Origin of the sequence: Colwellia sp. RE-S-Sl-9 (assembly GCF_048296855.1) — a bacterium.
In the GTDB taxonomy this organism is placed as follows: Bacteria; Pseudomonadota; Gammaproteobacteria; order Enterobacterales; family Alteromonadaceae; genus Pseudocolwellia.
Genome location: NZ_CP182631.1, coordinates 3,993,721 through 4,018,229 on the forward strand (window position 1 = coordinate 3,993,721; position 24,509 = coordinate 4,018,229).

Annotated in this window: 24 protein-coding genes; 12 read left to right on the top strand and 12 right to left on the bottom strand. The window is 35.6% G+C overall.

Annotation, left to right across the window (positions count from 1 at the left end):
• Positions 1-231: 231 nt before the first annotated feature.
• The 3 genes from ACM9HF_RS17285 (at position 232) to parC (ending at position 5,855) form a co-directional block, all read left to right on the top strand.
• Positions 232-2,187 carry a diguanylate cyclase domain-containing protein gene (locus ACM9HF_RS17285; protein ID WP_473612096.1) on the top strand — a complete coding sequence of 652 codons (1,956 nt, stop codon included), beginning with the start codon at positions 232-234 and terminating at the stop codon, positions 2,185-2,187.
• Positions 2,178-3,365, top strand: a complete 1,188-nt coding sequence (locus tag ACM9HF_RS17290; RefSeq protein WP_473612099.1) for a GGDEF domain-containing protein — start codon at positions 2,178-2,180, stop codon at positions 3,363-3,365. The genes ACM9HF_RS17285 and ACM9HF_RS17290 overlap by 10 nt, the downstream gene beginning before the upstream one ends.
• 186 nt (positions 3,366-3,551) lie before the next feature.
• Complete coding sequence (gene parC, locus ACM9HF_RS17295) at positions 3,552-5,855, top strand: DNA topoisomerase IV subunit A (protein WP_473612104.1); 2,304 nt, start codon at positions 3,552-3,554, stop codon at positions 5,853-5,855.
• A gap of 24 nt (positions 5,856-5,879) precedes the next feature.
• Here the strand turns inward: parC and ACM9HF_RS17300 are convergent, their stop codons facing one another.
• Both ACM9HF_RS17300 and ACM9HF_RS17305 read right to left on the bottom strand, forming a co-directional pair.
• A complete protein-coding gene (locus tag ACM9HF_RS17300) occupies positions 5,880-6,443 on the bottom strand; it encodes a DUF6942 family protein (RefSeq protein ID WP_473612107.1) in 564 nt (187 codons plus the stop codon).
• 81 nt (positions 6,444-6,524) lie between these two features.
• Complete coding sequence (locus ACM9HF_RS17305; protein WP_076419589.1) at positions 6,525-6,695, bottom strand: DUF3545 family protein; 171 nt, start codon at positions 6,693-6,695, stop codon at positions 6,525-6,527.
• A gap of 269 nt (positions 6,696-6,964) precedes the next feature.
• On the opposite strand from ACM9HF_RS17305, the gene yaaA reads away from it, so the two are divergent.
• Positions 6,965-7,741: a peroxide stress protein YaaA gene (gene yaaA / locus ACM9HF_RS17310; RefSeq protein WP_473612112.1), complete on the top strand. Its 777-nt coding sequence runs from the start codon at positions 6,965-6,967 to the stop codon at positions 7,739-7,741.
• Between the two features lie 78 nt (positions 7,742-7,819).
• Here the strand turns inward: yaaA and srmB are convergent, their stop codons facing one another.
• Together srmB and fldB are read right to left on the bottom strand one after the other, a co-directional pair.
• Positions 7,820-9,064, bottom strand: a complete 1,245-nt coding sequence (gene srmB, locus ACM9HF_RS17315; RefSeq protein ID WP_473612116.1) for an ATP-dependent RNA helicase SrmB — start codon at positions 9,062-9,064, stop codon at positions 7,820-7,822.
• Positions 9,065-9,123: 59 nt separating this feature from the next.
• A complete protein-coding gene (gene fldB / locus ACM9HF_RS17320; protein WP_473612120.1) occupies positions 9,124-9,651 on the bottom strand; it encodes a flavodoxin FldB in 528 nt (175 codons plus the stop codon).
• 232 nt (positions 9,652-9,883) lie between these two features.
• Here fldB and dsbC point away from each other — a divergent pair, with 232 nt between their 5' ends.
• From dsbC to lysS, 4 genes are all read left to right on the top strand, one after another.
• The gene (gene dsbC / locus ACM9HF_RS17325; RefSeq protein WP_473612123.1) at positions 9,884-10,657 is read left to right on the top strand and encodes a bifunctional protein-disulfide isomerase/oxidoreductase DsbC; all 774 of its coding nucleotides are present in this window, start codon (positions 9,884-9,886) and stop codon (positions 10,655-10,657) included.
• Between the two features lie 106 nt (positions 10,658-10,763).
• Positions 10,764-12,500 (top strand): single-stranded-DNA-specific exonuclease RecJ, encoded by a 1,737-nt coding sequence (gene recJ, locus ACM9HF_RS17330; protein ID WP_473612127.1) that lies wholly within the window; start codon positions 10,764-10,766, stop codon positions 12,498-12,500.
• Between the two features lie 101 nt (positions 12,501-12,601).
• A protein-coding gene (gene prfB, locus ACM9HF_RS17335) for a peptide chain release factor 2 (RefSeq protein WP_473612131.1) occupies positions 12,602-13,700 on the top strand; the annotation gives its coding sequence in 2 pieces (ribosomal slippage) (positions 12,602-12,676 and positions 12,678-13,700; 1,098 coding nt in all).
• A 45-nt stretch (positions 13,701-13,745) separates the two neighbouring features.
• Positions 13,746-15,320 (top strand): lysine--tRNA ligase, encoded by a 1,575-nt coding sequence (gene lysS / locus ACM9HF_RS17340; RefSeq protein WP_473612134.1) that lies wholly within the window; start codon positions 13,746-13,748, stop codon positions 15,318-15,320.
• A 91-nt stretch (positions 15,321-15,411) separates the two neighbouring features.
• Here the strand turns inward: lysS and flgE are convergent, their stop codons facing one another.
• The 6 genes from flgE to ACM9HF_RS17370 all read right to left on the bottom strand — a co-directional run bounded on the left by flgE (position 15,412) and on the right by ACM9HF_RS17370 (position 20,215).
• Complete coding sequence (gene flgE / locus ACM9HF_RS17345; protein ID WP_473612140.1) at positions 15,412-16,752, bottom strand: flagellar hook protein FlgE; 1,341 nt, start codon at positions 16,750-16,752, stop codon at positions 15,412-15,414.
• Between the two features lie 28 nt (positions 16,753-16,780).
• Positions 16,781-17,470 (bottom strand): flagellar hook assembly protein FlgD, encoded by a 690-nt coding sequence (locus tag ACM9HF_RS17350; protein WP_473612144.1) that lies wholly within the window; start codon positions 17,468-17,470, stop codon positions 16,781-16,783.
• A gap of 20 nt (positions 17,471-17,490) precedes the next feature.
• Positions 17,491-17,910 carry a flagellar basal body rod protein FlgC gene (gene flgC, locus ACM9HF_RS17355; RefSeq protein ID WP_473612148.1) on the bottom strand — a complete coding sequence of 140 codons (420 nt, stop codon included), beginning with the start codon at positions 17,908-17,910 and terminating at the stop codon, positions 17,491-17,493.
• A gap of 2 nt (positions 17,911-17,912) precedes the next feature.
• Complete coding sequence (gene flgB / locus ACM9HF_RS17360; protein WP_473612153.1) at positions 17,913-18,311, bottom strand: flagellar basal body rod protein FlgB; 399 nt, start codon at positions 18,309-18,311, stop codon at positions 17,913-17,915.
• A 111-nt stretch (positions 18,312-18,422) separates the two neighbouring features.
• Positions 18,423-19,253, bottom strand: coding sequence for a CheR family methyltransferase (locus ACM9HF_RS17365; RefSeq protein WP_473612156.1), 831 nt, complete (start codon positions 19,251-19,253; stop codon positions 18,423-18,425).
• A 32-nt stretch (positions 19,254-19,285) separates the two neighbouring features.
• On the bottom strand, positions 19,286-20,215 hold the full coding sequence (locus tag ACM9HF_RS17370) for a chemotaxis protein (protein WP_473612160.1): 930 nt from the start codon (positions 20,213-20,215) through the stop codon (positions 19,286-19,288).
• Between the two features lie 160 nt (positions 20,216-20,375).
• Between ACM9HF_RS17370 and flgA the strand changes: the two genes are divergently transcribed.
• The 3 genes from flgA (at position 20,376) to flgN (ending at position 21,959) form a co-directional block, all read left to right on the top strand.
• A complete protein-coding gene (flgA, locus tag ACM9HF_RS17375) occupies positions 20,376-21,068 on the top strand; it encodes a flagellar basal body P-ring formation chaperone FlgA (protein WP_473612165.1) in 693 nt (230 codons plus the stop codon).
• 74 nt (positions 21,069-21,142) lie between these two features.
• Positions 21,143-21,454 carry a flagellar biosynthesis anti-sigma factor FlgM gene (flgM, locus tag ACM9HF_RS17380; protein ID WP_473612169.1) on the top strand — a complete coding sequence of 104 codons (312 nt, stop codon included), beginning with the start codon at positions 21,143-21,145 and terminating at the stop codon, positions 21,452-21,454.
• Between the two features lie 73 nt (positions 21,455-21,527).
• On the top strand, positions 21,528-21,959 hold the full coding sequence (gene flgN / locus ACM9HF_RS17385) for a flagellar export chaperone FlgN (RefSeq protein ID WP_473612173.1): 432 nt from the start codon (positions 21,528-21,530) through the stop codon (positions 21,957-21,959).
• 73 nt (positions 21,960-22,032) lie between these two features.
• Here flgN and ACM9HF_RS17390 read toward each other — a convergent pair whose 3' ends face one another.
• Together ACM9HF_RS17390 and ACM9HF_RS17395 are read right to left on the bottom strand one after the other, a co-directional pair.
• The gene (locus tag ACM9HF_RS17390) at positions 22,033-22,503 is read right to left on the bottom strand and encodes an LPP20 family lipoprotein (protein WP_473612176.1); all 471 of its coding nucleotides are present in this window, start codon (positions 22,501-22,503) and stop codon (positions 22,033-22,035) included.
• A 6-nt stretch (positions 22,504-22,509) separates the two neighbouring features.
• The gene (locus ACM9HF_RS17395; RefSeq protein ID WP_473612180.1) at positions 22,510-23,154 is read right to left on the bottom strand and encodes a FlgO family outer membrane protein; all 645 of its coding nucleotides are present in this window, start codon (positions 23,152-23,154) and stop codon (positions 22,510-22,512) included.
• 190 nt (positions 23,155-23,344) lie between these two features.
• Between ACM9HF_RS17395 and ACM9HF_RS17400 the strand changes: the two genes are divergently transcribed.
• Positions 23,345-24,508: a flagella assembly protein FlgT gene (locus ACM9HF_RS17400; protein WP_473612183.1), complete on the top strand. Its 1,164-nt coding sequence runs from the start codon at positions 23,345-23,347 to the stop codon at positions 24,506-24,508.
• Position 24,509 lies beyond the last annotated feature (1 nt).

Consider the following 24,509-nt stretch of genomic DNA (forward strand, 5'->3'; position numbering starts at 1 on the left):
TGTTTTAATGGATGTAGGTTTTTATTAAATGGCTAATGCTATGGGGCGCTTATTAGATAAGGTATTATCGGGTGTTTTTTTTCAGTTTTACGGATTAACTTATTGCTTGTTAATATCTGCTTTTCTAGCCTTGTTGTCGGGAATTTTTATAAAAAAAGTGCAGATATAGCTTAATAAAATATTGAGTCATTAAATAAGCACTTTCTGCCGCTTGCAATTAGTTTTATACTAATGAACTTCATTAATTTACTGATAGATAAATATTTGTTTCAACTTTTTGTACAAAAAATAATTCAGCAAACACAAAAAACATGCTTAGCAAGTATGCTTTTTGTGTTTTTTATGTTCTCTTTTTATGCTTATTCAGAAGAACAAGAGCCTTTAAAATTTTCTGAAATAATTGAACAAATAGAATCTTTACAAAAGAAAGATTTATTAACTGCCATTAAACTCGCCTCGTTTTACGATAAAAACTTAAATCAATTTAGTCTTGAAGAACGTATTCATTTTAAAAGATTACAGGCTGAACTTTATAATGATAAAACAGCGTTTGATCTCGCAAAAGTTGTAGCAGAAGAGGGCTTAGAGCTAACCCAAAAACTATCGCATCCTTCCATTAACATGGCGAGGTTACTTAACTTAAGAGGTTATGCTATTGAAAGTGAGGGGCATTATGAATTGGCATTACAGGACTATATCGCGGCGTTAGAAATAGCTGAATCATTAGATGATCGAAAAGCGGTAATAGAAACGTTAACAAATTTAGGTGCAGTTTATTATATTACTGAGAAATTTGAACGCTCTATTATCGTGTTAAACGATGCGTTATTCCAAGCAAAAGCGTTAAACGATGATAAAATGTTAGGCTTAGTTTATTTGGAATTAGGCTCGCTTTACAGTTATCTAAAACAAGATGATAAAGTACAAGAGTTTAATAAAAAGGCACATTTTCATCTCACCAAAGCTAACGAACCTCATAAAGCTTTAATGAGTTTACAAAATATTGCTGTAACTCATGCAGCTAACGAAGAATATTTACTCGCCATAGAACTTTATAAAGAAATTATTGGCAAAGCCAAAAAGGCAGGTAATTTTTCTGCTTTATCGAATACCTACTCGGAAATGGCCGAAGCCTATTTAAAGAAAGATCCGAGTGATCCGCATACGGCATATCATTACATTATTATTGCTGAAAAATATGCGAAATCAGTCAAAGAAGCGAACTATGAAACGTTATTACTAGTGAATAAAGCGGATATTTTAAATCATTTAGAACGATATCAAGAAGCGCTCGTTACTATAGATAAAGCTGAAAATCTTGTGCCTGATCAAGCTGAAAACATTCAAACCTATTCCATTTTAGAGCTTTTACGTATTAAGTCCGAACTGTATTACGCACAAGGTTTATACGAAAAGGCGTACCAAACACAAAATGCTCGACATGAAAATACGAGAAAAATAAACTCACGTAATAATCTTCAGGCGCTTGAAGGTATTCGTATTCAATATGAAAGTAAGCAAGATGAACTTCAGGCTAAGGTCCTGAAAGAGAAACAAGTGGCTCAATCGTTAGCTTTACAAGAAACCAGTAAATCATATCGTAATAAAACATTTTATATTTTTATCGGTGTTATTACTGTGTTGGCACTGGCTTGGTTTTACGTGATTAATTTAAATAATCAGAAGAAATTATTAAATAGCCGAGAAACAGATCATTTAACTGACTTACCTAATAGACAAACATTATTGGCATTAGGATCTGCCCAGTTTAACCAAGTGACTAAAAATAAAAATGATTATAGTGTCTTAATCATTAAGGTTGATAACTTTACTAATATTAACCAAGTGAAAGGGTACGAGACAGGTAACAGTATATTGATTGAAATATCATTAATTATTACCAATATCATTGGAGAGAATACTCAGTGTGGTCGATATTCAAGTAATGAATTTATTGTGCTTTTACCTAATGTTAATGCTCAAATAGCTGAAGATATTGCGCACAAAATTCATAGTTATATTTATAGAAAATCTTGGGAAAAATACGGATTAAAAGTTATTTCGGTCAGTATAGGTATGAGCAATAACAATTCTCATTTATTCCGTTCATATGAATCATTAGTTAAACATGCAAGCGTTTTAAAGCAAAAATCCGTTGTTTCAGGAGGGAACATGGTATGCGTTTAATTAATATTATATTGCTATTTATTCTTACTTTTATTTATTCAACAAGTAGCTTTGCCTATGATGAAATTAAACCATCGTATGTGCCAATTGTTTCTATTACTGAAGACATTAACCGCTTGCTTTTTCAAAGCGAATCTAAACAATTGAATGCTGAACTTGCGTTAAAAGAAAGAGGTATCGACTTTGAGAAATTAAACCCAGCAGAGCAATATTTATACTTTCTGATTTTAGCTAATAGTGCTCTAGGTCTTAATCAGCACCATAAGGTTATAGCTTATTTATTACAGGCTAAAGCTTTAGAAGAAACAATCAATCAAGATCAATTAAGTCAGTTATCTTTTCTTAACTTATACAAAAAGTTAGCACAAAGTTATGCGGAAATAGGGCAGTTCAAAAAAGCTTACGACGCTAACCATACTTATATTACTAAGTATGATGCTTACATGAAGAGTGAAAGAGACAAGTATATTTTTGAGTTAGAAGATAAATACGAAACAAAAAGAAAAAAAGATATTAATACCTTACTCAATAATCAAACTGAGTTAAAAGCACTAGAAATTGATGAATCATTACATAATGAAATTCTTCAACGGCGTAATATTTATATTGTTAGTTTTTTGGTTGTTATATTTTTACTTTTGTTACTGCGTTTGCTTTCAATGAATAAGCGTATACATGAATTATCTAAAGAGGATATGTTAACAGGCGCTAGAAATCGAAAAACATTATTTCGTTATGGTAAAAGTGCCATTAAACGTTGCATCGAAAATAAGGTGAGCTTGTGTTTGTTAGCCATAAATATTAATGATTTTAAAGGCCTAAATGAAATTCATGGTGATTACATTGGAGATGAAATTTTAAAAAGATTTGTGTTGCTAGGCACTGAGTCTATGAGAACACGCGATATATTTGCACGTTTAGAAGATGCGACTTTTATTGTTGTATTACCTGAAGCTGCAGAAGGGGAAGCTAAAGCCATTGCTCAACATTTGAAAGAAAAAGTAGCCACTTTAAATTTTGATTATGTCGGTATACATCAACAACTCGATATTAGTGTGAGTATTGTGGAGTTGAGTGAATCGTTAAATAATTTTGAATTACTCTTAAATACAGCAATGAACGTTTTGTATGAAATGAGAGATGGTGAAGGCAAACAAATCAAAATTTATCAACAATAGTCTTATTATCTTAATAAAATAGTGGTTAATTCACTAAAAATTCAATCAAGTATTTTCCCTCTGCCAATAATCAGATAAGCTATCAGGTAGATGTTTATATCTATTTTTTTATTCGCAAAAACAATCATTCAAGTTAACTATTAACTCGCATTAGTGAGCTTTAGAAACTTTTTAGGAAACTTATTCATGTCCGATATGCTCGATTATAGTCTTGACGGTGTAGAACAAAAACCACTAAGAGAATTTACCGAAGAAGCTTATTTAAACTATTCAATGTACGTGATTATGGACCGTGCATTACCGCATATCGGAGATGGATTAAAACCAGTACAAAGGCGTATTATTTATGCCATGTCTGAGTTAGGTTTATCGGCACTTGCTAAATATAAAAAATCAGCACGTACCGTGGGTGATGTTTTAGGTAAATTTCATCCTCATGGTGATTCAGCCTGTTACGAAGCCATGGTATTAATGGCTCAGCCCTTTTCTTATCGCTACCCGCTTGTAGACGGGCAAGGTAACTGGGGCGCGCCAGATGATCCTAAATCCTTTGCGGCCATGCGTTATACCGAAGCGCGTTTATCAAAATTTAGTGAAGTTTTATTAAGTGAATTAGGGCAAGGCACCGTTGAGTGGACACCAAACTTTGACGGTACAATGAAAGAGCCTAAAACATTACCCGCACGATTACCTCACATTATGCTTAATGGTATTACAGGTATCGCCGTTGGTATGGCAACGGATATTCCGCCTCATAACGTAAGAGAAATCGCTTCAGCGTGTATTCATTTAATTGATAGTCCTAAAGCTGAAACTATTGATTTACTTGAATATGTGCAAGGGCCTGATTATCCAACAGATGCAGAAATAATTACCCCTAAAGCAGATATTGCCAAAATTTATGAAACAGGTCGCGGTAGCATAAAAATGCGCGCGGTTTACGATATTGAACATGGCGAAATTGTTATCACGTCTCTTCCTCATCAAGCTTCAGGTGGTAAAATACTTGAGCAAATAGCCAACCAAATGCAAGCTAAAAAATTGCCAATGGTGGTTGATTTACGTGACGAAGCTGACCACGAAACTCCTATACGACTAGTGATTGTTCCACGCTCAAACCGAGTAGATGTAGAGCAGTTGATGCAACATTTATTTGCAACAACAGACTTAGAAAAAAACTACCGCGTTAACCTAAATATGATTGGATTAGATAATAGTCCTGCCGTTAAAAATTTAGGCACCATATTAAAAGAGTGGATTGAATATCGTCGTGAAACCATCAGGCGAAAATTACAGTTTAGGTTAGACAAAGTATTAGCTCGTTTGCATATTTTAGATGGTTTACTTGTTGCCTATTTAAACATTGATGAAGTGATTGAGATCATTCGTACTTTTGATGATCCTAAAGCTGAATTAATGTCGCGTTTTGACTTGTCAGAGCGACAAGCTGAAGCCATTCTTGAAATTAAATTACGTCAGTTAGCTAAGCTTGAAGAAATTAAAATAAGAGCAGAGCAAGACGAGCTGAATATTGAACGCGAGTATTTAGAAAAAACCTTAAATTCTAAAGCGCGAATGAATACGTTAATGAAAAAAGAAATTCTTGAAGCAGCAGAAAAGTACGGTGACGAGCGTCGTTCTGTTCTTGTTGAGCGTGAAGAATCTAAAGCATTAACTGAAAAAGATTTAGTACCAAGTGAACCTGTCACGGTTGTTGTGTCTGAAAAAGGTTGGGCTCGATGCGGTAAAGGTCATGATATTGATCCGTTAACCCTTAGTTATAAATCGGGAGACGAATACCTTTGTTCAGCCAAAGGTCGAAGTAATCGCCCTGTAGTATTTATTGACTCATCAGGCAGAGCTTATGCCACAGAAGCACATAGCTTACCCACAGCAAGAAGCCAAGGTGAACCACTGACAGGACGCTTTAACTTATCTACTGGTGATACCTTTGAACATACCTTAATGGCAGATGATGACTGTAAATATTTATTAAGTAGTGATGCGGGTTATGGTTTTGTTGGTTCGTTTGACGATATGGTTAGCCGAAATAAAAATGGTAAAGCGCTATTAAGCCTACCAGCCTCAGCTAAAGTCATGCTACCTAAAGTCATCAATAATATTGATACAGCGCTTGTGGTTGCAATAACCAGCGAAGGACGAATGCTTATTTTCCCTGTTAAAGACCTACCGGTATTAAGTAAAGGTAAGGGGAATAAAGTGATAAACATTCCTTCTGCCCGTGCTAAAGCAAGAGAAGAATATTTAACTATTTTAGATATCATATCACCTACAAGTTCAATTACATTACATGCAGGAAAGCGTAAATTAACCCTTAAACCTAGCGATGTGGAACATTATAGAGGTGAACGTGGTCGTCGCGGCAGCAAGCTTCCTAGAGGCTTACAACGAGTAGATCGTATCGAGATAGAAAACCCTGTTATTGAAGCTGAACCGTTAGAAACACAAACGCCAGACGTGAGTGAATAAATTTGAAGTAAATAAGTTAGAGGCTTATTCTAAATTAGCCTCTAACTGTTTAATAAGCTGAACCAATTGCGTTATTTTGATATTTGATAATTGCCTGTAATCGAAATACGGGCAGATAATGATATTTTTAGTCGCGTTAATCGCAAAGCTTTCAGACAACCAATAACAGTGTTTGTCTATTCCTAATTTATTTGCGTAAGTTTTCCCCATTATTATTGTGATCATTTTACTTTCAGTAGAATGCACATCTTCAAGCTTAATCTCTTCAAAAGTAACACCTGAAAACAATAAACACGCATTACTTTGTTTTTGTAATAAAGACTCATCTCTTAAGTTCTGCCAAGTTACAAATTTTTCAGGATGATATTCAAATAACAATTTAGCAAAAACATTGAAAATTTTACGCCAATGGTTTCCTGTTAATTGTCCTATTTGTTGAATATCTCCATTTTGCATAGGGTTAACTAAGGTTAAATTTTGGTATTGGGGTAACGGGGGAATATTTTCAATATAAACACGTAAATTGGCATTAATGTTTCCTAAACCAATAATAGGTTCTGATGCGTTTTTAGTTTGTGGGAGAGACATGATAAACCTTAAATTATCGGCAATAAAAAACTCGGCAGAACCGAGTTTTAGTTAGACTATATTATTTATTTTATTTAGGAGTTAATAATCGTCAAACATATATTCTAATGAATCGTCGAACGCTTTGAGTTCTTTTTCTAGCTGGTGTTGATCTTTTAATAATTCTATTTCACGCCATTTTCTTTTTTTATTGCTTTTATTGGACTTAGCTTGTGTATCTAACGAGCCCAATGTTTCTTGAAATGTGTTCATGGAATGCTCCTTTGTAATTACAACAGCCCCTTTTAAATACCATAAGCTATGTGTAAGTTAAATATTTTTATTTTGATTTTTATTTAACTATTTGAATTATCATTAGATTTTGTTTTGAATATTTAACAAAAGTTTACAGTTGAATCCAATCTCATTAGGTAAAAAATGTATTCAGATAAATTTTGTTAAAGTTAATAAAAATAACTGATTAGCTATGTTATAGTGACGCATATAAATTATTTTAAACGCTTTAAAACCAAGGTCTTAACATGTTAATTGTTGTTTCTCCTGCAAAAAAATTAGATTTTGAAACGCCATCACCTACGAGTAAATTTACTCAGTCAAATTTATTAGAGCATAGTCAAGAGCTTATCAATCGTTGTGTAAAATTAACGCCTGCTGATTTGTCTTCTTTAATGGGGATTAGCGATCAGCTTGCAGGTTTGAATGCTGCCCGTTTTGGTGAATGGGCATTACCTTTTACAACCGATAATGCGAAGCAAGCGGTATTAGCTTTTAGTGGTGATGTTTATACCGGACTACAAGCTTATGACTTCGATGAACAGTCGTTTGATTTCGCACAACAGCATTTAAGAATATTGTCGGGTTTGTATGGTTTGTTAAAACCTTTAGATTTAGTGCAAGCTTACCGATTAGAAATGGGGACTAAATTAGATAATGATAGAGGCGCTAACTTGTATCAGTTTTGGGGCGATATTATTACGGATAATCTCAATACAGCTCTTGCAGAACAAGGTGACGATATACTCATTAACTTAGCGTCTAACGAATACTTTAAGTCGGTTAAGAAAAAGTCATTAAAGGCGACGATCATTACTCCTGCATTTAAAGATTGGAAAAATGGTCAATATAAAATGATCAGCTTTTATGCGAAAAAGGCGAGAGGTTTAATGGCTAATTACATTATTGAAAACAAAATTAGCAATATAAATGACCTGAAGAATTTTGATAGTGCGGGTTATGCTTATAGTGAAGACTTATCTAAAGGTAATGACTGGGTATTTACTCGTAAAGAAATGGATTAGTTAATACCAAGTTGATTGAAACAAAAAAGCACCATAATTTATGGTGCTTTTTTGTGTATACCATTTGACTGGTTTAGCTTATTTCGACTTTTTAGCTGATCTTTTAGCAACTTTTTTTGCTTTAGCTTTTTTCTGAGCTGTAGTTCTTTTTACTTTTGGTTTTTTAATCGCGACGCGGGCTTCTTTATGTTTTGGGCGTAACTCGTCAATGACACGACGTTGCAGTCTTTCATCAGCGTATCGTTCAATTTTACCTATAACTGCCATATCATGAGCTTCAACTAAAGATATTGCGGTACCTTTGTTACCTGCTCGGCCTGTGCGTCCAATTCTATGAATATAAATATCGGCTTTTCTTGGCATATCAAAATTAATAACATGAGTAATATCATCAATATCTAAACCACGAGCTGCTACATCTGTGGCGATTAAAATATTAACTTTGCCAGAACGTAAGCGATCAACTGAACTGTTGCGTTTATCTTGAGGCATTTTACCTTCAAGCCATGCGCAAGGAAGTTCGTCAGCATATAATTTACCTGATAGGTACTGAACCGTTTCACGTTTATTCGCAAATACTACAGCGCGTTTAACATCTTCTTGTTTAAGAATGTTTTCTAAAAGCTGATATTTGTGTTGAGCATTATCAGCAAGATGGATCCATTGATGAATTTTAGCTTTTTCTTTACGAGAAGGGTTTGATTCTAAAAATACAGGTTCGGTTAATACCTCTTTCGCACAACGAATAACACCCGCACCTTCTAATGTTGCAGAAAATAGCATGGTTTGTTTACGCCAGCGAGCCTCTGCAATAATGCGATTAATAACATCAGAAAACCCCATATCTAGCATACGATCAGCTTCATCAAGAATTAATATTTCAATGTCTCGGGCATCAAATTGCTCACTTTCAATATATTCCATTAACCGACCAGGGGTCGCAACTAATATATCCAGATTTGTGGTAAGTAATTCTTTATGGCTACCATAGTTAACACCACCGGTAATTACACCTGATTTAATATGAGTCAAAGCGGTTAATAATTCGCATTGCTCATGGATCTGTAAAGCAAGTTCACGGGTAGGAGACAAAATTAATACACGAGGAAATCCCGGGTTTTTTCTAGGGTAGTCAAGTAAATGTTGTGCAGCAGGAAGTAAAAATGCGGCTGTTTTACCAGTACCTGTTGGTGCTGAGGCTAAAATGTCTTTGCCTTTCATTGCCTCTGGTATAACAAGCTCTTGAATTGATGTTGGTTTTTTAAAACCTGCATTTTTAATACCGCCTAGAAGTTCAGAATCTAGGTCAAACTGCTCAAACATAGTTACTCTTAAATATTGAATTTATATGGCGGCATTATAATGCTAAATGCCCTTAGATCCTAAATACTATTGAATATTTCTTGTAATTCTTTTTCTAGGTTTTGGCACCATTGAGTGATTCTTTCATCAGATAAGTCATATTGATTATCTTCATCTAAAGACAAACCAACAAACTGGCTTTTGTCTTCGGTGAGGGCTTTTGACTGAGCAAAGTCGTAACCTTGATTTGGCCAGTAACCAATTACGTATGCGCCAACGGCTTGAACTTGTTCATGTAACATACCTAAAGCATCTTGAAACCATTCGGTATACCCTATTTGGTCACCCATTCCATATAAGGCCACAATTTTGTTTTCTAAATTAAGGTCGGCTATATCATCCCATTTTGCTTCCCAGTCTTCTTGTAATTCACCGTAATCCCAAGTAGAAATACCTAAAATAATAATATCAAAGTTAGCGATCTCAGCTAGAGAGGTATCTTTAATATTGTATAATTCAACGGAATAATGATTTAATGTAGATTGAATTTTTTCTGCTGCAATTTCTGTGTAGCAAGTGGTAGAGCCGTAAAATAAGCCAATTTTCATTGATAAGCCTTAGTGTCACTTAATCTTGATGATGTTATCGTTAAATTTTTGTGGGTAGTTTATCAGATATAAAACAAAGTTCGCTATGAGTAAGGTTTCTTTTAAGTAATTGCATTATAATTTTTATTCGTGTGTAATTCGTGCAATTTAATATGTTAGAGAACGGTCTAATAAAAAGCGGATGGTATAAGTCCACTCGATATTAACTGGTTCTTCTTTTTGGGTATGATAAATGAAAATGTTTAAGTCTGTTGTAATGTTAGTTTCCGCACTGTGTGTGAGTAGTTCTGTAATGGCATTAAGTGCTGATAGTCAAAGTGTTGCAACGAATGCTAAAGCATCGTTTGACGCTAAAGCCATTACTAATAAGTTGTCTAATACTTTAGGTTTAGAGGCGTCACAAATCAATGCTTCTCCTATGCCAGGTATTGCTGAAGTGATTACTAAACAAGGTATTTTCTATATAAGCCATGACGGTAATTATATTTTACAAGGTAAGCTGTTTGGTATAGGTGGTGAGGTTACAGACCTTACAGAATTAAGCTTAGCTAAAGTAAGGCTTGAAGGTATTAAACAGTTTGATAATGCCATGATCACCTTCCCCGCTAAAGATGAGAAACATGTTGTTACTGTTTTTACCGATATAACTTGTGGGTATTGTCGTAAGTTGCATGAACAAATTGGTGACTATAATGATCTCGGCATCACGGTTAGATATTTAGCCTATCCTCGTTCAGGTATTAGAGATCAAATGGGTAATTATTCACAAGGTTTTAAAGATTTACGTTCAATTTGGTGTAACGAAAAACCAAATGAAGCGTTAACTAAAGCGAAAAGTGGTTCTCAAGTAGCACAACGTATTTGTGAAAAACCGATTGAAGAAGAATTTAACTTTGGTCGTCAAATTGGTGTAAGTGGTACTCCTGCTATTGTGTTTGAAAACGGTATGATGATGCCAGGCTATCAACCACCTGAGCGTTTAGCTCAAATTTTAAATAGTTTATAAAAGCTACACGTTTTTTATAACTGTTATTTACAATTAAAGAGCTACTCAATAGAGTGGCTCTTTATCGTTATAGCTATACCTATTATCATTTTACAGGCAACACGTGATGCAAAAAAAAATTCTACGTAGGCCAATTCATCCGATAGATAATTTACCTCAATCTCTTCACCCTATTATCAAGCAAATTTATGCTAGCCGAGGAATAGAAGGGGACAACGAATTATTACTTAATGTTGCTCAACTTGCTCCTGTAGATTCTTTAAAAGATGTCACACTAGCGGCTCAAATATTACATCGAGCCTTTGTTGATAATTTAAGTATTTGTATTATTGGTGACTTTGATGCCGATGGTGCAACAAGTACTGCTCTAATGACCGAAGCGTTTAATATGTTAGGTTATGGTAATCATCAATTTATTGTGCCTAATCGATTTGAATTTGGTTATGGTTTAACGCCTGAGATTGTTGATATGGCAGCTGCGCAGGGGGCACAACTCTTAGTTACAGTTGATAACGGCATAAGTTGCCTAGCTGGCGTTAAACGAGCTAAAGCGCTCGGGCTACAAGTCGTTATAACCGATCATCATCTACCTGGAAAAGAATTACCTAATGCTGACGCTATTGTTAATCCTAATCAACCAGCCTGTACGTTTGTCAGTAAATCGATTGCTGGTGTAGGTGTCGCTTTTTATTTAATGCTAGCGCTACGTAAACATTTACGAGAGCAACACTGGTTTGAAACAAAGCAAATTAAAGAACCGAATATTGCACAATTACTCGACTTAGTGGCTTTAGGTACGGTGGCTGATGTAGTGACTTTAGATAACAATAACCGTATTTTAGTGTCTCAAGGTTTAAAACGAATTAGAGCAGGGCAAACCCGACCAGGTATTCAAGCGTTGTTAGAAATTGCAGGTAAAAATCAGCAACGTATTGTTGCAAGTGATTTTGGTTTTGCTTTAGGGCCACGAATAAATGCCGCTGGGCGTTTAGACGATATGTCGTTTGGTATTAATTGCCTATTAGCTAAAAATTTAATGACCGCACGTACAATGGCTGCTGAATTAGACGAACTCAATAAAGCCCGACGTTCAATTGAGCAAGGCATGCAGTTTGAAGCTGAAAAAATAATGGCAGTTTTAAATTACGAAGAAGGTAATTTACCTAACGCTATATCGCTTTTTCAAAAAGACTGGCATCAAGGTGTTATTGGTATAGTTGCAGGGCGCTTGAAAGAAAAATACCACCGCCCCAGTATTGTATTTGCCGCGGCAGATATTGATAACCCACAAAGTGAAATAAAAGGTTCTGCTCGCTCTATTCCCGGTTTACATATCAGAGACTTACTTGAGCATATCGATTCGCAACATCCTCAATTAATTAAAAAGTTTGGCGGGCATGCTATGGCGGCAGGCCTTTCAATTGATGCTAACGATTTTGAAACATTTCAAGGCTTGTTTAATCAATATGCAGGTCAGTGGATTGCTGAAGAAAACTTACAAGGCACCTTGTTGTCTGACGGTGAATTGAATTTACCCGAGCTGACATTAGAGTTTGCTGAATTGCTAAGAGAGTCAGGCCCGTGGGGGCAAAATTTTTCTGAACCTGTGTTTGATGACAACTTTTTAATTATTCAACAACGCATTGTGGGTGAAAAACACCTAAAAGTAGTTTTACAAAAAGATAATAAAGTGTTTGATGGTATTGCCTTTAACGTAGATATAACGCAATGGCCCAACCAAAAAGTCAATCAAGTGCATGTGGCTTATAAGTTAGATGTTAATGAATTTAGAGGCAAACAAAGCGTGCAATTTCTTATTGAAGAAATACAAGTTGTTTCTTAAATTACGTGTAAATTGTAACGTTTATTTACCCTTTAATTTACGTTACAATGCGCGACTATTTTCTTTCTTTAAATCAACTTTTTAAAAGTGCTAAATAACTCATGTTAGAAGTAAACCCTGTATTAAATAAAATCAAAGAAATGCGCGAACGTACGGAACTGTTACGGAGGTATCTTTGACTACGATCTGAAGTCAGAAAGATTAGTTGAAGTTACACGAGAGTTAGAGTCTCCAGATGTTTGGAATGATGCTGAACGAGCACAGGCATTAGGTAAAGAAAGAGCATCTCTGGAAATGGTCGTTGAAACTATTAACGATCTAGATGCAGGTTGTGAAGACATAGAAGGTTTAGTTGAGCTTGCCGTTGAAGAAAATGATGAAGATACCTTCAACGATGCACAAACCGAAACCAATGAGTTAGACAAAAAATTAGCAAAATTAGAATTTCGTCGTATGTTTTCTGGCGATAATGACGAGAACGGCTGTTACCTTGATATTCAATCAGGCTCAGGTGGTACAGAAGCTCAAGATTGGGCTGAAATGCTTATGAGAATGTATCTTCGCTGGGGCGAAGCAAAAGGCTTTAAAACTGAACTTATTGAAGTTACTGATGGTGATGTTGCCGGTATTAAAGGTTGTACTATTAAGTATTCAGGTGAATATGCTTTTGGTTGGTTAAGAACCGAAACTGGCGTACATCGTTTAGTGCGTAAATCGCCTTTTGACTCAAGTGGGCGACGTCATACATCGTTTGCGTCTGCATTTATCTATCCTGAAATAGACGACAATATTGATATAGAGATAAACCCTGCTGATTTACGTATCGACACTTTCCGTGCTTCAGGTGCTGGTGGGCAACACGTAAATAAAACTGATTCAGCCATTCGTATAACGCATGAGCCAACAGGTGCAGTAGTGGCTTGTCAGGCAGATCGTTCACAGCATAAAAACCGCGCAACAGCGATGAAGCTTTTAAAAGCTAAGCTCTACGAGATGGAAATTCAAAAGCAGAACGAAGATAAACAAGTATTAGAAGACGGTAAGTCTGATATAGGATGGGGCAGTCAAATTCGCTCTTATGTATTAGATGATAGTCGTATTAAAGATTTAAGAACTGGCGTTGAAAACCGTAATACACAAGCGGTATTAGACGGTGATTTAGACCGGTTTTTAGAAGCCAGTTTAAAATCAGGCTTATAAAAGCTTTCAACCAATTGAAAAATTAAGATAACTTTGAGAAATAAAATGACAGATAAAGCCGATAACACAGCTCCAGCACAAGATGAAAATAAACTTATTGCTGAGCGTCGCGTAAAACTTGAAAAAATTCGCTCTAATTCTTCTGCGAATGGTTTTCCAAATGATTTTAACCGTGAACATTTAGCTGCCGATATTCAAGCTGAGCATGGTGAAAAAACTAAAGAAGAACTTGAAGCTCTACAAGTAACTTATGCTATTGCTGGTCGTGTTATGGCAAAGCGTGGACCATTCTTAGTAATACAAGACTCGTCAGGTCGCATTCAAGGCTATGCTGAAAAAACAGTACAAAAAGAGATACGTGAAAAATGGGGTTCATTAGATATCGGTGATATCGTTGGTATTAAAGGTATTTTACATAAATCAGGTAAAGGTGATCTTTATGTGAATATGGACGAATACTCTTTACTAACTAAGTCGTTACGTCCGTTACCTGAAAAATTTCACGGTTTGTCTGATCAAGAAACTAAGTACCGTCAACGTTACGTTGATTTAATTATCAATGAAGATACACGTAATACCTTTAAAATTCGTTCAAAAATTGTTTCAGGTATTCGTAATTTCTTAGAGCAACGTGATTTCATGGAAGTGGAAACACCTATGTTGCAAATCATACCCGGTGGCGCAACAGCTAAGCCTTTTATGACGCATCATAATACCTTTGATCTTGATATGTATTTACGTATTGCACCTGAACTTAACTTAAAGCGTTTAGTGGTAGGTGGGTTTGATCGTGTTTTTGAAATTAACCGTAGTTTCCGTAACGAAGGTATTTCAACTCGTCATAACCCTGAATTTACTATGATTGAGTTTTACCAAGCATACGCTAATTATCATGACCTAATGAATACTACTGAAGAAATGTTACGTACTATTGCACAAGATGTATTAGGTACTACCACTATTCGTAATACCGTTAAAAATGCTGAAGGTGAAGTCGTAGAAGAGAAACTTTATGACCTTGGACAGCCGTTTGCTCGTTTATCTATGGTTGATGCAATTTTACAATATGGTAAAAATCATCGTGGTGCTGAGCAACTTAATGAAGCGGCTTTACGTGACCCAGAAAACAACTTTGATGCAATTAAAGCAATGGCAAAAGCTGTTGGCGTGAAAGAAGGTGATGCCGCTAAAGTTTGGGGGCCAGGTAAATACATTTGTGAAATCTTTGAAGAAGTCGCAGAGCATTTATTAGATCAACCAACATTTATTACAGAATACCCATGGGAAGTTTCACCATTAGCTCGTCGTAATGATGAAAACCCATTTGTAACTGACCGTTTTGAATTCTTTGTTGGTGGTCGTGAATTAGCGAATGGTTTTTCAGAGCTAAATGATGCAGAAGACCAAGCTGAGCGTTTCCAAAAACAAGTAACAGAAAAAGATGCCGGTGATGATGAAGCAATGCACTACGACGCTGATTATATTAATGCATTAGAATATGGTATGCCTCCAACGGCTGGTGAAGGTATTGGTATTGACAGGCTTGTGATGTTATTTACTGACTCACCAACGATTAAAGACGTTATTTTGTTCCCTCATATGCGTCCTGAAACTGATTAAATATCTGTTAAGTTAATTAATCCCAATAAAAACGCCGCTTAAATAGCGGCGTTTTTATTTCTATGTCATTAGAATGTTAACTTATTTATTACTATCGAATTTGTAATATCGTTTGGTTCAATTGATTATCTACTTCAAGGGATCTTGAGTTCGCTTGGAAGTTTCGTTGAGCTGATATTAAATCAATTAATTCAGTTGTTAAGTTAACGTTTGATTGTTCAAGTGCTGAAGAGTTTATTGTTCCGTATGTACCAGAACCCGCTTCGCCTGCTAAGGCTTCACCTGATAATATGCTTTCTTTCCAGTTAGTGTTACCTTGTTGACTTAAGCCTTGGTTATTAGCAAAACTAACTAAAGCAACACGAGATAAGGCTTGTGATGTACCATTACTGTATGTTGCTTGTACTAACCCATCAGGGCCAATATCTAAGCCTGTTAATCGGCCAACCGGTAATCCGTTTTGTTCTAGTGACGTTACTTCAAAGCTTGAAGCAAATTGCGTTGGCTCGTTTGTATTTGGGCCAGCAGTATCTAGATTAAAGTCAATAACAATGGTTTGAGTACTATCAGAACCGTTAGTTAGAATAGTGGCACCTAGAGGAGCCGTTTGGAAACCAGCTGCGGGTACTTGAGATACAAAGTCACCACTTGAATCAAAGTTCAAACGAGCACCATCAAAACCATTTATACCAACACCGGTAGCTACACCTGCAGGATCTGTTAAGTTAACTCTTTGGTTATCTACCGCTGCAGTAACAGTCCAAGGGTTATTACCACCAGAAGGAGCTTCCTTGATAAAGTAATATGTCATGATGTGACTATCACCTAACGAATCGAATACGGTAACTGAAGTTGAATGGTTGTAAGTTAAAGGATCTGTTAAATCAAAATTACCAGGTGAACCTGTTATAACCGTATCACCAGCGGGTAAGTTCATTCGAATATCTACTTCTGACGTTTTTTCAGGAGCACCCGATGCAGTCGGAATACGAATAGGCTCTGATGTACTTAAACTGACTGAAGAAGAGCTACCATCTGAGTTTACAGGGAAACCCAGTAAATGTTGTCCTGCTGAATTTACAATGAAGTTTTCTGAGTTTAACTTGAATTGGCCTGCGCGAGTGTAAGAAAACTCTAAGCTATCTAATTCAGGAACCACAGCAAAAAATCCGTTACCTGTAATCGCTAAATCTAGTGAATTTTGGGTAAATTGAATACTACCTTGTTGAAATTGTTGAGCAACATCTGAAGTTAATACACCATCACCTACTTTAGTGTTGCCTGCTGCAAGAAGTGAAGCTGCGTAAACATCAACAAATTCCGCGCGTGACTCTTTAAAACCAACGGTGCTTACGTTGGCAATGTTATTAGAAGTAACATCAAGATCTTTCTGTGCTGCGTTTAAGCCGCTTAATGCGATATTAAATGACATATATCCACCTTATAAAAAATTTGTTGGGTTAACCTTCAGATACTTCTACAACATCTTTCAATGCCATTGAACTACCACCATTAAGATTTAAAACTATATCTCCACCAGCGCCAGCGAGCGTTACACTGTCTACTTTACGATAGCTCATTGCTTGAAGTTCTGATGCTTGACCGTCGACTAAGCCTGCTACTCTAAAACGATATGCGCCTGTTGGAGCTGGATCTCCATTGCCATCAAGTCCGTTCCAAGTAAAACTTGCTTCACCAGCGGTCATATTGCCTACAGCTACCGTTTGAATAATTTCACCTGCTGTGTTTTCAACATAGATATTGACGTTACTAGCATCTTGATCCGTTATTATTTTACCATTAACGGTATCGCCTTCACTCATCCCGAAAGTATTGTCGTCGACTAATACGCTTCGTCCAACAAGAGATGAAGCCTGTAATGCTTGACTTGATGACATAGAAGCTGCAAACGAGGTAAAACTTTCGTTTAATTGAGCTACGCCATCTGTAGTAGAGAACGCCGTCATTTGAGAAATCATCTCATTATTATCTGTTGGCTTAGTTGGGTCTTGATGTGCTAACTCAGCAGTAAGTAAAGAAAAAAAGTCTTCTTGTGTTAACATGCCATTGTTATTTTCATCGGCAGTTTTTATGTCTTCTTGTTGCCAGCGTAAAGAATCTAATGCTGTACCACCACTAACAGTTTCCATTTCTTACTCCTAATCAGTAATTAGCGCTGACCTAACAACAACGTTTTATTCAACATGTTTTTAGCTGATTCAGCTAATTGCACATTAGTTTGATATGAACGCGACGCTGAAATCATATTGGTCATTTCTTCTATTACGTTAACATTGGGCTTATATATATAGCCTTCTTTATCTGCCATTGGATGATCTGGAGAGTATTCAATGTTTAAAGGTTTATTACTTTCAACTACACCTAATACTTGAACACCAACAGAGTTTTCTTGTCCTGCGGCAGCTTTTTGCATCTCTGCGGCAAAAACTGGATGTCTGGCTCTATACGTTTCGTCAATACTACTACTTACACTATCAGCGTTAGCAATGTTACTTGCTGTAGTATTTAAGCGTACTGATTGTGCGCTCATGCCCGTGGCACTTATGTTAAAGACGTTAAATAGGCTCATTATTATTGCCCTCCAGTAATTGCTTTTTTCAAGCCTTGAATTTTTCCAGTAAGGAATTGTAAGCTAGCTTGATAATGCATTGAATTATCTAAATACAAGTTTCGTTCCACTTGTACATCTACAGTGTTGCCATCACCTGTATCTGGTTGATTTGGAATACGAAATTCAAGACCGTTATTTGTTTCTATTCTCACATCTAGGTGTTTTTCGTGAGTACGCGTCATACCGGTTTGTTGTTTTTGAGCTGCTTGGGAAAGCATCTTTTGGAAATCCATCCCTTTGGCTTTATAACCAGGCGTATCTGCATTAGCAATATTACCTGCAATAACTTCAGCTTGTTTAGAACGCAGTTCTAAACTTTGGGGGTGCAAACCGAATGCTTTATCAAAACTAATAGCCATAACATCACCTTTTTTGTAATTAAAATGACATATTCAAGTATTATGCCAAGCAAAAGTGTCAATATTATGGGGAGGGGAAAGGATGATGAAATATACTTGTTCTACAAGGGGTTATTGCTTTTGATAAACAATGCCAGGGTTGCAACGTATCATATTAAAATCTTGACTGAGTCCAGATAATGACTCTGAAGCCCCTAAAAATAAATAACTTTTAGGGGTAAGAGTACCGTGTATTTGAGATAGAATTTTTGTTTTTATTTCTGGTGAGAAATAAATGAGTACATTACGGCAAAAAACCAAATCAAATCTTCCCATTAAACTATAGCTATTAAGCAGATTAAGTTGTCTGAAATTTACCATTTTTTTAACAGAATCTTTTACTTTCCACATGCCATTATCGCTTGCTTCGAAAAATCTTCTTTTTCGTTCGGCTGATAATCCTCTCGATAATGCCAAACTATCGTAATGTCCGTGTTTGCAATGGTCTAACATGGTTGTGGAAATATCGGTACCCGTAATTTGTACACCTAAGGGGAATGCTTTACTGTTCAATTGTTGAAATTCTTGTATTGCCATAGCAATTGAATAGGGTTCTTGGCCTGAAGAGCTGGCAGCGGACCATATTTTGAGTGATGAATTACGCTCAGCAAGATCGGGTAGTATTTTAGCTTTGAGCAATTCAAAGGGATATTCATCACGAAACCATAAGGTTTCATTTGTGGTCATAGCATCAATAACAGCAGCCCTAAGTTGCCGCTCTGCTGGACTTAAGGTTTTTTTGACTAATGTTGCTAATGAATCAATTTTGAATGTTGTCATTAGTGGAGCTAAACGGCTTTTTACTAAATATTGTTTATTTTCACCTAAAACAATTCCACACTGTTGCTCTAAAAATATTCTAAATTCGTTATAGCTTTTTTCATCAAGTTGCCTATCTGACACGTTTGATTTCCTTATTGTGAATGGTAGGCGTACTAATCATTAATTTTTAACCATTTTTTGACAGCGGTTGCTAATTCATCGGGGTGAAATTTAGGAATAAAATCATCCGCACCTACTTTTTCAACCATAGCATTATTAAAAACACCACTTAAGGATGTATGTAAAATAATAGGTAATGCGCGCATGTTTTCTGCCGCTTTAACTTCTGCTGTTAAGGTATAACCATCCATTTCCGGCATTTCAATGTCTGAAATCATTAAGGCGACTTTTTCAGTAAGGCTTGTATCGCAGGTTTCAGCAATCGCTTTTAATTGATCTAAAGCGTCTTGGCCATTTTTTGCTAAAATAAGATTTAATCCTAAAGGCTCAAGTGCTCGTTTTACTTGATTTCGAGCTACGGTAGAGTCATCTGCTATCATCACCAGTTTATCGCCTACTTGTTCCCCCATAGTTGAATCGGCAAGACCTTCAGTTAAGTCGGTAGATACAGGACTAATTTCATTGAGAATTTTTTCTACATCTAATATAGACACCATCTCGTTGTCTATTTCTGTAACCGCTGTTAGGTAACTTGATTTTCCTGCACCCTCAGGAGGAGGCATTACATCTTTCCAGCTTAGTGTGGTAATTCGCTCAACACTCGACACTAAAAAACCTTGAACACTTCGATTATATTCCGCAATGATAATAAAAGAATTTTCAGTTTGGGTGATTTCAGGGCCACCTGTTGCTTTGCTTAAATCAATAACTGAAATAGTTTGGCCACGAATATGCGCGATGCCTTTTATGAACTTATCTTGCTGTGGCATAGGGGTTAGCCTTGGGCATTGCAAAACTTCTCTTACCTTGAATACATTAATGCCAAAACGTTGTCGGCCAACTAGCTTAAACAGTAATAATTCAAGTCTGTTTTGCCCCACTAATTGAGTTCGTTGGTTTACTGAATCTAAGATACTTGCCATAAAAACCTCATTAGAAGTTATGCCTACTTAGTTCGGCATAGTTCTTGATAGTAATAGTTAATTAAACTTAGTGCCTATTATTTGACAATGAGTTTATATCTCTCGTCTTACTATAAGCATAGACGAGTATTCTTATTTACTAAAAAAGAAAACAATATTTATGATGTATACAAAAATATTGAGAACTTTACTCTTTATTATTCCATTAATATCATTTGAGAATTATGGAAATACAACAGATGAAACTAGTTTAGTTGATTTTGTAAAATCGGTTGTAAAAAATAATATCGATACACCTACTGATGGTAAAGTAGAAATTAGTGTTCCTGCAATTGATCCGCGTATTAATATAAAACCATGCATATCAACACTTAAAGCGAATATACCTGAAAACCATAATGGTAGAAACATCAATGTTAAAATTTATTGCGAAGATAGTACACCATGGCAGCTTTTTATTCCTGTTCGTATAAGTCAGGAAATCCCTGTATTAGTAACAACGAATATATTAGCTAAGGGTAGTATAGTAGATGCAAGCAATACAGAAATTGAATTTATTAATGTTAATAATATTAGAGGTGAGAGTGTTGATAATTTGGATCTTGTTGCCGGTGGACGATTAAAGCGACGATTATCTAAAGGGGCAGTAATATCACCTCGAAATATTTGCTTAGTGTGTAAAGGGGAGGCTGTGACTATTATCGCTAGATCTGATGATTTTATGATCAAAACAAGAGGGGTTGCACTCTCTGATGGAAGCCAAGGTGAACAAGTAGAAATTAAAAATTCTAAGTCAGGGCGAATGATCAATGCTAGAGTAGAGGCTGTTAATAAAGTTGTGATTAATTTATAATTCGACCTAAAGAAAAATGACACTAGGCCGATACCAAGGTTGAGATTATAACATATTGTTATTAGGAATTTATTATGGCCTTAAATATCAATAACTTGAATGGTTCAAATCAAGTTAAACAAAAAATAGAACAACAAACGCAAGTTAAACAGCAAGTTGTTCAGCAATCAAATACTGAGCAAAGCAAAGCTGCTCGTCAAGATTCTGTATCGTTAACTCCACAAGCTAAACAAATGAGTGAGTTACAGAAAAAAGCAGCAGATGCTCCAATGGTAGATCAAAAGAAAATAGATCAACTTAAAAAAGCGATTACGTCAGGTGAATATAAAATAGATCCTGAAAAACTTGCAGCTAATATTGCAAACTTTGAATTTAATATCGATTAACAGTTGAATATCGTAGTTAGGTATTTATCAATCTTCTATATCGATATTAACTAATAATTATAGAGGGTAGATCGTGTCTGATACCATAAATGTTTTAGAAATACTTAATCAACAAAACACTCAGCTGTGTCAATTAGAACGCTTATTAAAAGATGAGTATGAAGTTTTACAACATCATAATCCATCGAAATTAACCGATATTAATAAGTTAAAAGACGCGTTACTGACGCAAATAGATTCAACTGATAAATTATTAGCGAATACTAAGCAATTTGTTTCAGACAAGAAAAGTGGCCTTTACACTGATGAACTCCAAGCAATAGAAGCCATACTGTTGAGCTGTAAAGATTTGAATCAAATTAATGGTGAAATTGTTCAAAAATCTCAAATTTCTATCGAACGTATGCGAACCACACTATTAGAGAATAATACTAAATCAACAATGACTTACGATAGTAAAGGTAAAACAAGCGGTGGTTTAAACCGTGTAGGGATAAAAGCTTAGTTGTTATAATTGTCTTCTACCAATTTAAAAAACAAAAAAACTGCAATTAAGCAGTTTTTTTGATTATTGGGTATTAATAATATTGAACGCTTTTAATTTGTTTACCATTTGTAGAAGCAAGATATAGCTCATAAACATCTTTAAAATCTAGGCTTAGTTCTGTTGTATAGCTATCGCCGACTGGATAACTCTTCACTACTTTAGCGCCACGAATAATTCCTTTAATAGAGGCATCTAATTGTTGGTTGTTAATAAGTAAATTAGACATACTTGTTTTACCATCAATTTGTTGGCCGTATACCTGTTCAGCTAATTCCGCATAGGCGGCAAGTTTAGACGCATTTATTGCCATCAGCATTTGCTGCGTTTTATGGGGTGATTTTTGTAAGCTAATAGGCGCTTGTCCAATCGCATGAAGCACAGGGAAACTATCTGGTTTAGGTGTTTCCCATTGCACATGTTTATCATAAATCGTCGAACATCCATTTAAACAAAATAGCATTGCAGTAAAAAATAACGTTATGTAAGATTTATTCATCATCATGTACCATTATTGTTGAATTTCAACAGCTCTATTGTCTTTCTCTAACATTGTACTGTCGCGAATAATTAATCCGTCTTTTATATTAACTGTTTCATTATTGTTTAAGGTTTCGCCTAGCACCCAAGCAGGTATAAACGATTGTGCACTAGCCACAACAACTCGTGATTGCATACCAATCATACGAGCATTTACCATAACCCCACCGTCTTTTTCCATCATGGTGCCTGTTACCACATAGTCAATAATCTGGCGTTCAGGTAACTCTTTCCAATCTCGAGTAAATGCGTAATCGCCATCTTTGGTTACACGAATATGTCCAGTCGTTTTAAAGTCAATAACCACCATTCCATGCATTTGAAGTTCATGAATGAAGTTTTCAGATAATTGATTTCCCAACCAATTTGTTGACTCTAAATCTTTTAAGTCAACAAACGAGGCGACAGCTATTGGCGTTTTAGGGCTCACAAAAGAGCTACTCTCTAGCATTTGGTAAGCTAAGCCTTTTACCACGTCGTTTATAGCGTGTTTAGGTAATTCGAAACTGTTAATTTCGCTTTGATCTACATGAGTAGATTTATAAAAATTTTCATCTTTAGTGCTTGTACACGACAATAACGTCGGTAACAGTAATGGAATAAGCCACTTTTTCATTGAGCATCCCTCAGTTGTTCGTTACTTCTGACTAAAACTAAAGCATAATTCAAGCCAATATATAGGTCTTGAAATGTATAGCACTTAAATAATTAGCTAAATTAAGTCAGACCGTAAATGCTTTTATGGGCATAAAACGTGCATGCTAGCTTGAACTATAGAACAACCTACTAATATATTGGGATTTCATATGAAAAAATTGTTAATACTGTTAAGTTTTGCGTTAACTAGCTTTTCGGCTTTTACACAATGGTATGAAACTCAAGGGCAAGCTCATATTGCGAATGGAAATCATCAAAGTGCTCGTACAACGGCAATGGAAAATGCTCTTAAACGTGCTTTACTCGTTGCAGGGGCCTCTGTTTCTAGTGTTCAGCAGGTGATTAACGGCGTACTTACTCAAGATCAAATTAGTGTTCGAGCTTCTGGTACGGTGAATTCATTCGAATTAATAGAAGAAACTTATAAAGGCGACTTATTGACGGTAAAAATTAGAGCTGATATTTTTCCTCAAGAAAAACAATGCTTTTCAGCTGATTATCGTAAATCAGTATTATTAACGCGAGGCAATATTTTAAATCGTGAACAAGCGAATATTGGAAAGATTTATGCTTTAGATACTGAAGTTATACGTAAGTTGTCAGATAAAATAAATAAAGAAGGTTATTATTTAGATAGTAAATTAGCCATCAAAAGTAAGTCTGGTTTTTCTCGTTATAATGAAAGCATGCAGTACGAAAAAATTAAAAATCTCGCTATGTCGTTATCAGATCATACAGACACACAGTTTATTATGTTTATCGAGTTTCCTGATCTGTCTCTTACTCAGCGTACAAACAGCGAGTTAAAGTTTTGGCAAAAAGACCATTTTGATCGTCACTTTAAAATAAACTTATATATATACAATGGCAGTAATGGTGAGTTAGTGTTGGACAAACAATATCATAATACAGCACCGTGGACTTTCGATAAAAGAGAGCCAATAGACGTAACCAGTAATACTTTTTGGTTAAGTGAATATGGAAATAGTATTGATCGCACACTTGATATGATGATTTCAGACATTGATGAAAATATGATGTGTCAACCTACTCGAGGTAAAATAGTACAAGTTGCAGGCGATACCATTTTATTTAATTTAGGTGAAAATCAAGGCGTTAAAGTGGGCGACGAGTTTTCATTGCTTCATGCAAATAATTTTATTAGTGACTCAGGTAAAACTTATTCAGGTTTTAACGTGAGCCCTTATAAAGTTAAGGTTATTAGTACCTCTAAAGAAAGTGCTAAAGCTACAACACCAGATAATAACTTGTTAGGTAATATTCAAATAAATGATATTGCGGTAAGATATTAAA